The organism is Longispora urticae, assembly GCF_053902585.1.
The window spans coordinates 107,295-120,514 of sequence record NZ_JAQZSH010000021.1 but is presented as its reverse complement, the minus strand read 5'-3'; the positions used below and the strand labels follow the sequence as shown (position 1 = coordinate 120,514).

General features: G+C 71.5%; 9 protein-coding genes. 6 read left to right on the top strand and 3 right to left on the bottom strand.

Features of this window, described 5'->3' with window-relative positions; all coding sequences use genetic code 11:
- Positions 1-92: 92 nt before the first annotated feature.
- Entirely contained in the window at positions 93-968 is an 876-nt protein-coding gene (gene miaA / locus PT931_RS11765; protein ID WP_456245900.1) for a tRNA (adenosine(37)-N6)-dimethylallyltransferase MiaA, read from the top strand.
- 339 nt (positions 969-1,307) lie between these two features.
- Here miaA and dapF read toward each other — a convergent pair whose 3' ends face one another.
- Together dapF and PT931_RS11755 are read right to left on the bottom strand one after the other, a co-directional pair.
- Positions 1,308-2,090: a diaminopimelate epimerase gene (gene dapF, locus PT931_RS11760; RefSeq protein ID WP_456245762.1), complete on the bottom strand. Its 783-nt coding sequence runs from the start codon at positions 2,088-2,090 to the stop codon at positions 1,308-1,310.
- Positions 2,091-2,498: 408 nt separating this feature from the next.
- The gene (locus PT931_RS11755; protein ID WP_456245761.1) at positions 2,499-3,926 is read right to left on the bottom strand and encodes a malic enzyme-like NAD(P)-binding protein; all 1,428 of its coding nucleotides are present in this window, start codon (positions 3,924-3,926) and stop codon (positions 2,499-2,501) included.
- 166 nt (positions 3,927-4,092) lie between these two features.
- On the opposite strand from PT931_RS11755, the gene hflX reads away from it, so the two are divergent.
- Together hflX and PT931_RS11745 are read left to right on the top strand one after the other, a co-directional pair.
- The gene (hflX, locus tag PT931_RS11750; protein ID WP_456245760.1) at positions 4,093-5,487 is read left to right on the top strand and encodes a GTPase HflX; all 1,395 of its coding nucleotides are present in this window, start codon (positions 4,093-4,095) and stop codon (positions 5,485-5,487) included.
- 90 nt (positions 5,488-5,577) lie between these two features.
- Complete coding sequence (locus PT931_RS11745; RefSeq protein WP_456245759.1) at positions 5,578-7,992, top strand: hypothetical protein; 2,415 nt, start codon at positions 5,578-5,580, stop codon at positions 7,990-7,992.
- 351 nt (positions 7,993-8,343) lie between these two features.
- Here PT931_RS11745 and lexA read toward each other — a convergent pair whose 3' ends face one another.
- Positions 8,344-9,087, bottom strand: a complete 744-nt coding sequence (lexA, locus tag PT931_RS11740) for a transcriptional repressor LexA (protein WP_197004864.1) — start codon at positions 9,085-9,087, stop codon at positions 8,344-8,346.
- A 134-nt stretch (positions 9,088-9,221) separates the two neighbouring features.
- Between lexA and PT931_RS11735 the strand changes: the two genes are divergently transcribed.
- From PT931_RS11735 to PT931_RS11725, 3 genes are all read left to right on the top strand, one after another.
- Positions 9,222-9,524, top strand: coding sequence for a LysM peptidoglycan-binding domain-containing protein (locus PT931_RS11735; RefSeq protein ID WP_456245758.1), 303 nt, complete (start codon positions 9,222-9,224; stop codon positions 9,522-9,524).
- 294 nt (positions 9,525-9,818) lie between these two features.
- Positions 9,819-10,376 (top strand): transcriptional regulator NrdR, encoded by a 558-nt coding sequence (gene nrdR / locus PT931_RS11730; protein WP_456245757.1) that lies wholly within the window; start codon positions 9,819-9,821, stop codon positions 10,374-10,376.
- A complete protein-coding gene (locus PT931_RS11725) occupies positions 10,373-13,201 on the top strand; it encodes a vitamin B12-dependent ribonucleotide reductase (RefSeq protein WP_456245756.1) in 2,829 nt (942 codons plus the stop codon). Before nrdR ends, PT931_RS11725 begins: the two co-directional genes overlap by 4 nt.
- Positions 13,202-13,220: the final 19 nt, after the last annotated feature.

The following is a 13,220-nucleotide window of genomic DNA, read 5'->3' as shown; positions in this document are numbered from 1 at the left end:
ACAGGTCGGCCCTGGTGCGCGTCGAGCACCCACGACTCAACCGTGACCAGATGGAGACCTGAGTGATTCGTTACGGTAATTCGGTGACGAATGTGATCGCGGTGGTGGGGCCGACCGCGGCCGGAAAGACGGCTCTCAGCATAGCCCTGGCCAGGCAACTCGGCGGGGAGGTGGTCAACGCCGACTCGATGCAGCTGTACCGGGGCATGGACATCGGTACAGCCAAGGTCACGCCGGACGAAGCGGGCGACGTTCCCCATCACGTACTCGACATTTGGGATGTAACGGAGCCGGCGAGCGTCGCGGAGTACCAGTCGCTCGCCAGGTTTGCAATTGATTCGTTATTGAAGGCGGGCCGTCCGGCGATCCTCGTCGGCGGTTCGGGGCTCTATGTCCGCGCGGTACTGGACGATTTCGCGTTCCCGGGCACCGACCCGGAGATCCGCGAGCGGCTCGAAGCCGAACTCGCCGCCGTCGGCCCCGCCGCCCTGCACGGGCGCCTGCCCGCCGAGGTCGGGGCGAAGATCCTGGCCAGCAACGGCCGGCGGATCGTCCGGGCCCTCGAGGTGATCGAGCTCACCGGGGGGTTCACGGCGGAGCTGCCGACGGAGCCGGTGGAGCACTACCCGGCCGTCCAGCTCGGGGTCGACCTGCCGCCGGCCGAACTCGACGCCCGGATCGTCGCCCGGGTGGACCGGATGTTCGACGCCGGCCTGGTCGACGAGGTCCGCCGGCTCGATGCCCTGGGCCTGCGCGAGGGCCGCACGGCCGGCAGGGCGCTCGGCTACGCCCAGGCGCTGCGCCTGATCGACGGGGAGTGCGACGAGGCGACCGCCCGGGCGGACACCGTCAGCGCGACCCGCAAGTTCGTCCGCCGGCAGCGCTCCTGGTTCCGCCGCGACCCGCGCGTGCACTGGCTGACCGGCCCCGACCCGCTCGCCGAGGCCCTGGCGCTCCTCGCCCGCTGAAAACCCGGATCAACAACGATCAGAGGGTTACGCCGCGTTCCCGACCCGGCGCGCATCGGCACCGCCCGGCCCGGCTGGAAGACCCGCCCCCGCGCCCCGCCCAGCGGGGGCCCACACCTGGGCGGTCCCACCGGGCCCGGACGCCACGTGCCGGCTCGCACCCGAGGCCGCGGTTCCGGGGCCGGCCGTCGCGCGCCCGCTCCCGCCCAGGGCGTCGGTCCGGGCTCGGAATCGGCACGTCTGCTCGCGCCCGGGGTGCCGGTCCGGGGTCGGACGTCGCGCGTCAGCTCGGGCCCGGGGCGCCCCTCCGGGGCGCCCCGGGCCCACCCACGAACCGACTCAGAACCCCGAACTCAACTCCCCGTGCGCCACGATCACCGCGGGCCCAGCCAGCCAGCACGTCTCCCCGTCCAGCGTCACGGTCAACGTCCCGCCCCGGACCAGCACCGGCGTACTCCCCACGGCGCCCTGCAGCGCCACCACCGCCACCGCGCACGCCCCAGTGCCGCACGAGTCCGTCTCCCCGACCCCGCGCTCGTGCACCCGCATCCGGGTGCCCTCGGTGAACTCGACGTTCACGCCGGCCGGGTAGAGGGTCCGGTCGAAGCCGGGGGCCTCGGTCAGGTCCAGCGCGTCGAGGGAGTCCACCGCGCACACCAGGTGCGGGTTGCCCATGTCGACGCCGACCCCCGGGTACGCCACCCCGCCCAGGGTCGCCACCGACGGCCCGAGCAGCCGGGGCGCGCCCATGTCGACCCGCAGGTCGGGCCCGTCGACGAGCGCGCGCCGCACCCCGGCCCGGGTCGCGACCGTGATCTCGGGGCCCTCGGCGAGGCCGGTCTCCAGCAGGTACCGCACGAAGACGCGCACGCCGTTCCCGCACATCTGCGCGTAGGACCCGTCGGCGTTGAAGTAGTCCATGAACCACTCGGCCTCGCCGGCCTGGTCGGCGGCGTCGGGGTGCTTGGCGGTGCGCACGACCCGCAGCAGGCCGTCTCCGCCGACGCCCTGGCGCCGGTCACACAGTCGGGCGACCCGCTCCGGGGTCAGGTCGAGGGCTCCGTCGACATCCGGCACGATCACGAAGTCGTTGCCGGTGCCGTGTCCCTTGGCGAAACGCATGGCACCAGCGTAACTCTCCGTCGATCCTGCGCCGTCCGACATCACCCTCCGCAGGATCTCCGGCTCCGCCGCCCCCGCGCGACACGCCACCCGCGAACCACGACCGGCGCGCGGTTCCACGGCGGGGCGGGAGTTCTGGCTCGCGAGGTGTGCGCCGGAGGGTCCAGGCACAGAAACGCGGCGTAACCATCTCCCGCGTTTGATCTGGCTCTTCGGTTGTCCGGCCGACCCGGGCTCGGACTCCCGGCGGCCCGGGCGGGGGACCAGCACCGGCCCGAGTCTGCTCCAGGTGGTCCGGCCCCGGTCCGGCGCGCGGCGGCCCGGCCCGCCGTGCACGGGGACGCTCGGGCGCACAGCGAACCGCCCCTGCCGGCCGCACGACGGCGACGGGCAGGGGCGGCGCAACACCTACGAAGGGATGGCGACGACGACCTCGGGCTCGGACTTCTCGCCCTTGACCACGGCCCGCACCGCCGCCGCGACGGCCGGCGCGACCCGGGCGTCGAACACGCTCGGCACGATCACGTTCGCGTTGATCTTGTCCTCGCCGACGACGTCCGCGATGGCCCGGGCGGCGGCCAGACCCATCTCCTCGGTGTACTCCCGGGCCTGCGCGTCCAGCATCCCCCGGAACACGCCCGGGAACGCGAGCACGTTGTTGATCTGGTTGGGCTGGTCGGAGCGCCCGGTGGCCACGATCGCGGCGTGCTGGCGGGCCTCGCGCGGGTCGACCTCGGGGTCCGGGTTGGCCAGCGCGAACACGATGGAACCATCGGCCATGGTCGCGATGTCGTCGCCGGTGAGGATGTTCGGCGCGCTCACCCCGATGAAGACGTCGGCGCCGCGCAGGGCCTCCTTGGTGCTCCCGACGAAGTTGGCCTTGTTGGTGTTGGTGGCCAGCCACTCCCAGTTGGGGGTGAGGTCGGGCATGCCGCGGTGCAGCGCGCCGAGCCGGTCGCAGGCGACGATGTCCCCGGCGCCCTGCTTCAACAGCAACTTCATGATCGCGGTACCGGCGGCGCCCGCCCCGGACACCACGATCCGGACGTCCTCGATCTTCTTCCCGACCACCCGCAGCGCGTTGGTGAGCGCGGCGAGCACGCAGATCGCGGTGCCGTGCTGGTCGTCGTGGAACACGGGGATGTCGAGCATCTCGCGCAGCCGGGCCTCGATCTCGAAGCACCGGGGCGCGGAGATGTCCTCCAGGTTGATGCCCCCGTACGCGGGCGCGAGCGCCTTGACGATCCTGATGATCTCCTCGGTGTCCTGGGTGTCCAGCGCCACCGGCCAGGCGTCGACGCCGCCGAACTTCTTGAACAGCGCCGCCTTGCCCTCCATCACGGGCATGGCCGCGTACGGCCCGATGTTGCCCAGGCCGAGCACCGCCGAACCGTCGGTGACCACGGCCACCGTGTTCCGCTTGATGGTCAGGCGGCGGGCGTCCTCGGGGTTCTCGGCGATGGCGAGGCACACCCGGGCCACCCCCGGCGTGTACGCCCGGGACAGCTCGTCACGGGTCCGCAGCGACACCTTCGACTGGACCTCGATCTTGCCGCCGAGGTGCAGGAGGAACGTGCGGTCGGACACCTTGCGGACGTCGACCCCGTCGAGGGCGCGGAGGCTGTCGACGACCTGGTCGGCGTGGGTGGCGTCGGAGGTGTCGCAGGTCAGGTCGACCAGGACCCGGACGTGGTCGGAGTCGACGACGTCGAGCGCGGTGACGACCGCCTCGGCGGACCCGACGGCGGTGGTCAGTCGCCCGATGGCGTTGGAGTCTGCGGGCAGGGCGACCCGGATGGTGATCGAGAATCCGGCGCTCGGCAGGCGGCTGGACACGAAATTTCCTCTTCTCAGGCGGCACTGGAGGGTTTTATTGTGTCCGATCGGTGATCTCCGCTGCCGGGGCCATGGTTACCCGCAGGTAGGTACTGGGTTATGCGGATGCAATCCTGCTCCCGGCGTGCAACCCTGGATGCAGGCGATGGGAGTGCACTTGTCTGACATGAAACAGTTCGTCACGGATGACGCGATCACCACGGGTGACTACGAGCTCGAGGAGCGACACTCGCTCCGGCGGGTGGCGGGTCTCTCGACGGAGCTCACGGACGTCACCGAGGTCGAGTACCGGCAGCTGCGACTCGAACGCGTGGTCCTCGTCGGGGTCTGGACGGACGGCACCGTCGCCGATGCCGACAACTCGATGATCGAGCTGGCGGCGCTCGCCGAGACCGCCGGTTCCGAGGTCCTCGAAGGGCTCGTCCAGCGGCGGCGCGCGATCGACCCGGCCACCTTCATCGGCCGGGGCAAGGTCGACGAGCTCAAGGACGCCGTGGTCAACACGGGGGCCGACACCGTCATCTGCGACGGTGAGCTGTCCCCGAGCCAGCTGCGCAACCTGGAGGAGCGGCTCAACGTCAAGGTCGTCGACCGCACCGCGCTGATCCTCGACATCTTCGCCCAGCACGCGAAGAGCAAGGAGGGTAAGGCGCAGGTCGAGCTGGCCCAGCTGCAGTACCTGGTGCCGAGGCTCCGGGGTTGGGGTATGACCCTGTCCCGGCAGGCCGGTGGTTCCGGCAGCGGTGCCGGCGGCGGCGTGGGCCTGCGGGGCCCCGGTGAGACCAAGCTCGAGATCGACCGGCGGCGGATCAACACCCGGATCGCGAAGCTGCGCCGGGAGATCAAGGCCATGCGGATCATCCGGGACACCAAGCGCGCGTCCCGGGCCCGCAACGAGGTGCCCGGGGTCGCCATCGCGGGGTACACGAACGCGGGCAAGTCCAGCCTGCTCAACCGGCTGACCGGCGCCGGCGTCCTGGTGGAGAACGCGCTGTTCGCCACGCTGGACCCGACCACCCGGCGGGCCCGGGCGGCCGACGGCCGGGAGTACACCCTCTCGGACACGGTCGGCTTCGTCCGGCACCTGCCGCACCAGATCGTCGAGGCGTTCCGCTCGACCCTGGAGGAGGTGGCCGGCGCGGACCTGGTCCTGCACGTGGTCGACGGGGCGCACCCCGCCCCGGCCGAGCAGGTCCGGGCGGTCCGCGAGGTCCTCGCCGACGTCGACGCGGACCGGGTGCCGGAGCTGCTCGTCGTGAACAAGATCGACATGGCGGACCCCGAGACCCTGCTCATGATCAAGCGGGACTGGCCGGGCGTGATGTTCGTGTCCGCGCACACCGGCGAGGGCATCGAGGAGCTGCGCGCGGCGATCGAGGAGCGGCTGCCCCGCCCGGCGGTCGAGCTGCGGGCCCGCGTGCCGTACGACCGGGGTGACCTGGTCGACCGGGTGCACCGGCTCGGCGAGGTGCTCAGCACGGAGCACGGCGAGGGCGGCACGCTCGTGCACGTCCGGGTCCCCCGGGGCCTGGCGGCCGAGCTCAAACCTTACGCTCTGTAGCTTTTCTCGCGGCGAAGTTGTCATGGGGACAATCCGGTCGGATCAACCGGGTTGTCGCCATGATCAATGAACTGCTGGCACACTAGGCCGATGCGTCGGCTTGCTTCCCTACTAGCGGTGACGGTCGCAGGGGTGTGGTTACTACCCTCTGCCGCCGTCGCGGACCCCACCCCGACCCCGAGCGCCGCGCCGCCGGCCAAGGGCGTGGCGGTCTGCAAGATCACCGATGCGAGCCTCTCGGAGATCAGCGGCATGGTCGCGCTGGACAACGGCTACGCCGTGATGAACGACGCACCCGACGCCGGCGAGGCCAACCCGCCGCGCATCTACTTCCTCGACAACAACTGCAAGCGCACGACCACGTGGTCGGACAACGCCCAGCAGGCCCGGGACCCCGAGGACCTCGCCCTCGCCAAGGACGGCACCCTGTGGATCGCCGACATCGGCGACAACCACTCCGCCGAGCCCGAGAAGCGCGCCACGATCGCGCTGTGGAAGGTGCCGGCGTCCCGGCAGGGCAAGGCGCAACTGTTCCGGCTCAAGTACCCCGACGGCGCGCACGACGCCGAGTCCCTGCTGCTCGACGCCAACGACAACCCGATCATCGTCACCAAGGACACCGTCTCCGGGATCTACGTGCCCACCGGGCCGCTCGTCGCCGGCAACGAGGGCACGGCCCTGAAGAAGGCCGGCGACTTCACCGCGACCCGGACCGGCACCCCCGGCGGACCCGTGCCGATCATCAGCCAGAGCTGGGTCACCGGCGGCGCGAACTCGCCGGACCGCAAGAAGGTCGCGCTGCGCACGTACACCGACGCGTACGAGTGGGATGTGCCCAACGGGGACGTCGTCGCGGCCATCACCACCACCAAGCCCCGGATCACCCCGCTGCCCGACGAGCCCCAGGGCGAGTCGATCACCTACACCCGGGACGGGACGGCGTTCCTCACCGTCTCGGAGACCAGCCTGCAGCCGGACGAGGTGAAGCCGGTCATCCAGAAGTACGTGCCCGCGGTGCCCGCCGCCCCCGTCGCCAAGAAGGACGGCGCGGCCGCCAAGAAGAACGACGACGCGCCCAGTTCACTCAGCGTCACCGACATCGCCCTGATGATCGGCGCGGTCGGCCTGCTCGGCCTGATCCTGGTCATCGCGGGCGTCATCGGCATCAAGAAGTCCCGGGTCAAGCACGCCGCCGAGGCCAGGAAGGCCAAGGCGACCCCCGGCGGCGCGCGCCCGGTCGGCGCGGCGGCCGTCCCCGGCGACCCGAAACGCGGCCCCGGCGAGGGCGCCCGCAGCCGCTCCGGAGTGTACGGGGCCAACCGCCAGGGCCCCGTCGACGACGGCCTGTTCCGCCCGACCGACCCGGACGAGGCCCCGCCGGGCCGCTCCGGCTCCGTGTACGGCGGCCCGGCCCGCCCCGAACCTCCCGTGCCCGTCCCGGGCAAGCCCGAGGCCGCGTCCGGCGTGTACGGCGCACCCCGCCCCGCCCCGGAACCCGCCCCCGGCGTCTACGGCTCCGGCACCCGCCCGGCCGCCTCGGCCGCCGAACCCCCGCCCGGCGTGTACGGCGCGCCCCGCCCGGACGCCCCGGGCGTCTACGGCGCGCCCGCCGAGCCCGCCTCCGACGGCTACGGCGTGCCCCGCCCCGCCCCGGCGTCCGGCTACGGCACCGCGCGCCCGGCCGATCCGGTGCCCGGCGTGCCCGGTCCCGCGCGCCCCGGCCCCGCCCCGGCGTCCGGTGTCTACGGCGCCGCCCGGCCCGAGGCCCCCGAACCCGATCCCCTGGCCTTCCTCGACGCACCGCCCAGGACCGAACGCGGACTCCGCAGCCGCGCCGCCCGCCCCACCGGCCCCGGCGTCGCCCGCACCGCCCCGACCTCGGGCCGCGCCCGCCCGGACACCGACCCGGCCGCCCGCCGCGAACCCGAGACCCGGGGCGGGGTGCCGATCCGCCCCGAGCCCACCGCCGGCCGCGCCGCCCGGGCCGACCGCTCCGGTGGCCTGGCCCTGCCGGCACAGCCCGGGGAGTCCGTACCGCCCGTGGCACCCGTCCGGCCCGCGCGGGCCGAGTCGGGCCGCCGGGCCGCGCCGCCCGAGCCCCCGGCCCCCGAACGCCCGGGCCGGGCCGTCGGGCCGGCCCCCGACCGCGTCGCCCCGGTCGAACCGGTCACAGGCCGGGCCGCCCCCGACGGCGCGGGCCGGATCAGCCCCGAACCTCCCGCCGTCCGGGTCCGCCCCGAGCCGGCCGCGGGCCGGGTCCGCCCCGAGCCCGCCCGGGCCGAACCGTCCGCCCGTCCCGAACGGATCGGTGGCGTCCCGGTCCGCCCCGAGCCGGCGGGTGGCCGTGCCGGCCGGGCCGACGCCACCCCGCCCCCGCGTACCGCACGCGGGGCCAAGGGCCGCAAGCCCAAGATGGACGACGACGACCTGAGCTTCGGGTTCGCCGACCTCAAGGGTGGCGACGACGAGCCGGATCTCGGCCTGCGCAGCCCGAAGAAGCGCTGACCACGCCGGACGGGAGTACCCGGGTCACCGGGTCCACAGGAACGCCACGCTGTGCCGTCGAGGCGAGCGTGGCGTTCGCGGTGACGGGGCCGCCCCGGCACGGAGCTCGCTCAACCGGCGCCGCAGGGTGTCATGCGGGAACGGTTTGGCAGGACGCCGGCGGAGAGGCCCGAACCCGTGGTCAAGCACGCCGTGAGCAGGGAGGGCCCGCCGCCACGCGGGGTGTCGGCCCAGCACCGACCCGTCCAGGAAACCGGGGCGTGCAGCCCTCTGAAGGGAAGCCCACCCCGGATGTGACCGCGTGCCATGGATCAATGGGGCTGGTGCCCGCCAGTACCCCAAAAAAGGGGTCTAGAGGCGGCGGAGGACCGACACGACCTTGCCCAGGATGGTGGCCTCGTCGCCCGGGATCGGGTCGTAGGACGGGTTGCGGGGCATGAGCCACAGGTGGCCGTCGTCGCGCCGGCGGTAGGTCTTCACGGTCGCCTCGCCGTCGAGCATGGCCGCGACGATGTCACCGGTCTCGGCGGTGGGCTGCTGGCGGACCACGACCCAGTCGCCGTCGCAGATGGCGGCCTCGATCATCGAGTCACCCTGGACCTTGAGCATGAACAGCGTGCCCTCGCCGACGAGCTCGCGGGGCAGCGGGAAGGTCTCGTCCAGGGTCTGCTCCGCGAGGATCGGGCCACCGGCCGCGATGGCGCCCAGCATGGGGACCATGACCGGCGTGGGGCGGTCGGGGAGCTGCGTGACGTTGGAGCCGCCGCCGGTCTGGCGGATGTCGACCGCGCGCGGCCGGTTGGCGTCGCGGCGCAGGAAGCCCTTCTGCTCCAGGACGCCCAGCTGGTAGGCGACGGAGGAGGCGGAGGCGAGCCCGACGGCCTCACCGATCTCGCGGACGCTCGGCGGGTAGCCCAGGCGCTCCACGGACTCCGAGATGACCTCGAGGATGCGCTGTTGGCGCATCGTCAGCGGACGGTTGTTCTTCTTCGAGGCCGAGGGCCGCGAGTCAGTGCCGTCGTGGGGAGCCACGTCGATCCTCCCAGGTCGGTCGGGTGTGGTGCGACGGGATGATCCCGCCCGATGTCCTGCCATGACGTTAGCCGCTTTTGGGCAATGATTCAAACGTCTGTTCTAGCGACACGCCGGGAGTGCCTCGCTTTCGGGTTCCCGGTCTGCTAAACATCGTACGGACGTTCGATCGAACCCGTGTTCGATGGGGGTGTGGGATGGCGACTGAGATGCGGCCCGTGCGGCTGACCCGGCGGGGGCGCCTGGTGCTGACCACGGTGTTGACGGCGGTGTTCCTCGGTGGGCTGGCGCTGGCCGCCCCCACGAGTGTGGCGTCGGGGGTGCCCGCGGAGTCGAAGGTCGCCGTCGTGCGGCAGGGCGACAGCCTCTGGACGGTGGCCGTCCGCGAGCTGCCCCAGATGGACACCTACCGGGCGGTCCGCCGGCTCCGCGAGCTCAACGACCTGAGCGACGGCGTCGTGCACCCGGGACAACATCTAGTGCTCCCGGTGCGCGGCTGACCCCACCGGTGCCATGTTGGGCACATCACAACGAATCGCCGGCTCGGCGGGGACCGCTCCGTGCGGCCTGCGGAAAGCTGTGAAAAATTGTCTCCGCGTGTTCCGCCGTTCCGTTTGCACGCGGGCCGCGAGCGGCCTACTGTAACCCCTACATCTAGTGGCCCAGTCGAGCTAGTCCACCCACAAGTTGGGGTTTGACTACTCACAGTGGTACTGAGATAGGCGCATACTTGAAGGGTCCCTAACCAGGGGCCTCAAGACTGCTGCCCGGGTACAGGACAGGAGGCGATCTGCGTGAGATGTCCGTATTGTCGGCACCCGGACTCGCGCGTCGTGGACTCCCGGGAGGCGGACGACGGTCAACTGATCCGGCGTCGGCGTCACTGCCCGGAATGCGGCAAACGGTTCACCACGGTCGAGGAGGCCATCCTCGCGGTGGTCAAGCGCAGTGGGGTCACCGAGCCGTTCAGTCGGACGAAGATCATCGGCGGGGTGCGCAAGGCGTGCCAGGGCCGGCCGGTCACGGACGACGCGATCGCCCAACTCGCCCAGCGGGTCGAGGAGGCGGTGCGCGCCAAGGGGTTCGCCGAGATGCCCAGCCACGAGGTGGGGCTGGCGATCCTCGGTCCGTTGCGCGAACTGGACGAGGTGGCGTACATGCGCTTCGCCAGTGTCTACAGATCTTTCGAGTCCCTGGAGGACTTCGAGGCCGAGATCGCGACGCTCCGGGGGGCGCGGAGCGAGCTCGAGCCGCAGCACGAGGGCACGACCACGGAAATACGCATCTTCAGCGCGGCGAACGCCGCCAGCCACGCGGCCGACGACGCCGCCAACCGAGGGGGAGCAGGATGACTGAGGCGGTGGGTCAGCGGGGGACCGCGGGCCGTGGGGCGCGCAAGGGCCTCAAGGTCGAGCGGGTCTGGACGACCGAGGGCACGCACCCGTACGACGAGGTGACCTGGGAGCGTCGCGACGTCGTCATGACGAACTGGCGCGACGGCTCGATCAACTTCGAGCAGCGCGGGGTCGAGTTCCCGGACTTCTGGTCGGTGAACGCGGCGAACATCGTCACCACCAAGTACTTCCGCGGCGCCGTCGGCTCCGCCGAGCGCGAGACCGGCCTGAAGCAGCTCATCGACCGGGTCGTGCACACCTACCGCGCGGCCGGCGAGAAGAACGGCTACTTCGCGACCGGTGCCGACGCCGAGGTGTTCGAGCACGAGCTGACCTGGATGCTGCTGCACCAGGTGTTCAGCTTCAACTCGCCGGTCTGGTTCAACGTGGGCACGAAGTCCCCGCAGCAGGTCAGCGCCTGTTTCATCCTCGCCACCGACGACTCGATGGACTCGATCCTCGACTGGTACAAGGAAGAGGGGCTGATCTTCAAGGGCGGCTCCGGTTCCGGCGTCAACCTGTCGCGGATCCGCTCGTCCAAGGAGCTGCTGTCCTCCGGCGGCACCGCCTCCGGCCCGGTCAGCTTCATGCGCGGCGCGGACGCCTCCGCAGGCACGATCAAGTCGGGCGGCGCCACCCGGCGCGCGGCCAAGATGGTCATCCTCGACGTGGACCACCCGGACATCGAGGAGTTCATCGACACCAAGGCGCGCGAGGAGGACAAGATCCGCGCGCTGCGGGACGCCGGCTTCGACATGGACCTGGGCGGCAAGGACATCGTGTCCGTGCAGTACCAGAACGCGAACAACTCGGTGCGGGTCAACGACGAGTTCATGCGCGCCGTGGACGCCGGCGGCGAGTTCGGGCTGCGCGGCCGGCTCGACGGGGAGATCATCGAGCACGTCGACGCGAAGAAGCTGTTCAACAAGCTGGCGCAGGCGGCGTGGGAGTGCGCGGACCCGGGCATCCAGTACGACGGGCAGATCAACGACTGGCACACCTGCCCGGAGACCGGCCGGATCACGGCGTCGAACCCGTGCTCCGAGTACATGCACCTGGACAACTCGTCCTGCAACCTGGCGTCGCTGAACCTGATGAAGTTCGTCAACGACCAGGGCACGTTCAACGTGCAGCGGTTCGTCAAGTCCGTCGAGTTCGTCATCACGGCCATGGACATCTCGATCTGCTTCGCGGACTTCCCGACGGAGAAGATCGGCGAGACCACGCGGGCGTACCGGCAGCTCGGCATCGGCTATGCCAACCTCGGCGCGCTGCTGATGGCCTCCGGCCTGCCGTACGACTCGGACGCCGGCCACGCCTACGCCGCCGCGATCACCTCCGTGATGACCGGTGTCGCCTACCGCCGCTCCGCGGAGCTGGCCGGCATCGTCGGCGCGTACGACGGCTACGCCCGCAACGCCGAGCCGCACCAGCGGGTCATGCGCAAGCACGCGGCGGCCAACGACGCGCTCAAGCACTTCGGCATCAACGACGCCGCCCTGATCAAGCAGGCGACGAAGGAATGGGCCGAGGGCAACAAGCTCGGCGCGAAGAACGGCTGGCGCAACTCCCAGGCCTCCGTCCTCGCCCCCACCGGCACCATCGGCCTGATGATGGACTGCGACACCACGGGCGTCGAGCCGGACCTGGCCCTGGTCAAGTTCAAGAAGCTCGTCGGCGGCGGCTCGATGCAGATCGTCAACCAGACGGTGCCGCGCGCCCTGCGCAACCTGGGCTACCAGGACGAGCAGGTCGAGGCGATCATCGACCACATCTCCCACCACGGCCACGTCGTGGACGCCCCGGGCCTGAAGAAGGAGCACTACCCGGTCTTCGACTGCGCCATGGGCGAGCGCACCATCGCGCCGATGGGGCACGTCCGGATGATGGCCGCGATCCAGCCGTTCATCTCGGGTGCGATCTCCAAGACGGTCAACATGTCGGAGACGGCGACCGTCGCGGACGTCGAGGAGATCTACTACCAGGGCTGGAAGCTCGGCCTCAAGGCCCTGGCGATCTACCGGGACAACTGCAAGGTCGGCCAGCCGCTGTCCGTCGGCAAGTCGGGCAAGGTCAAGGCCGAGGAGAAGGCCGCCGCGGACAAGGCCGCCGCCGCCCCGGCCCCGGTCGTCGAGTTCCGGCCGGTCCGCAAGCGCCTGCCCAAGAAGCGCGCCTCGCAGACCGTGTCCTTCTCGGTCGGCGGCGCCGAGGGTTACCTGACCGCCTCGTCCTACCCGGACGACGGCCTGGGCGAGGTCTTCCTCAAGCTGGGCAAGCAGGGTTCGACCCTGGCCGGTGTGATGGACGCGTTCTCGGTGGCGGTGTCCGTGGCGATCCAGTACGGCGTGCCGCTGGAGACCTACGTCGAGAAGTTCATGAACATGCGCTTCGAGCCGGCCGGTATGACCGACGACCCGGACATCCGGATGGCCAACTCGATGGTGGACTACATCTTCCGCCGCCTGGCCCTGGACTTCCTGCCCTACGAGAAGCGCGCCGAGCTGGGCATCTTCACCAGCGCGGAGCGCACCGCCCAGGTCAACGGCGAGACCGTCGAGGTCGACCTGGTCGGCCTGGCCGGTTCCGCCGAGACGACCCAGGCGGTCGCGCCGGTGGAGGTGCCGGCGGAGCAGCGGGCGTTCGGTTCCTCCACGGAGCTGCTGGAGCTGGTGCAGGGCAAGGCGGCCGACGCGCCGCTGTGCTTCACCTGCGGGACGAAGATGCGGCCGGCGGGTAGCTGCTACGTGTGCGAGGGCTGCGGCTCTACGTCGGGCTGCAGCTAGCCGTCAGGGATCGGGCGGG